Origin of the sequence: Escherichia sp. AM3 (genome assembly GCF_032029835.1) — a bacterium.
In the GTDB taxonomy this organism is placed as follows: domain Bacteria; phylum Pseudomonadota; class Gammaproteobacteria; order Enterobacterales; family Enterobacteriaceae; genus Escherichia; species Escherichia coli.
Genome location: NZ_JAVUPQ010000506.1, coordinates 1 through 603, shown reverse-complemented (window position 1 = coordinate 603; position 603 = coordinate 1). Strand labels below are relative to the sequence as shown.

Here is a 603-nt window from a genome sequence, read left to right as displayed (position 1 = left end):
ATTCAACACTGAGTCTTGGCGCAGCTTATTTTGCTCAGCTTCCAGGAAATTATACGCTTCGCCCTCGTCTGAGTACCCTCAGTAGTCTTAATTTTGCCGAAATGGAAAGTTTTCATAATTTCTTTTCAGGAAAAGAAAAAGGAAATACCTGGGGGGAAAAACTGATTACTCTTCGGGGGTCTGGTAATGATATCTACCATCTGAATTACCATATGACGACTGAACATCAGAATTTCTTCGGTAAGAACCCGACGCTGGGGCATACCGAAATTCTCGGTACGTCTAACGTGGGTAAAACCGTATTACTGATGACAAAAGCATTTGCCGCCCAGCAGTTCGGTACGCCGGAATCATTCCCTGCAAACAGAAAACTGAAAAAACTGACCACGGTTTTTTTCGATAAAGACCGGGCAGGTGAAGTCGGTATACGGGCTATGGGGGGATCTTATTACCGGGTGAAGGAGGGAGAGCCGACAGGCTGGAATCCCGCCGCACTGCCGCCAACAAAACGTAATATCGCTTTTATGAAGGACCTGGTGAGGCTGCTTTGTACTCTCAACAGTGAGCCGCTCGATGATTACCAGAACAGCCTGATTTCAGATG

The 603-nt window shown here is 46.6% G+C and carries 1 pseudogene; it reads left to right on the top strand.

The features are described 5' to 3' along the window. Positions 1 to 603: pseudogene (locus tag RTW80_RS26905) on the top strand (conjugal transfer protein); the annotation flags it as partial.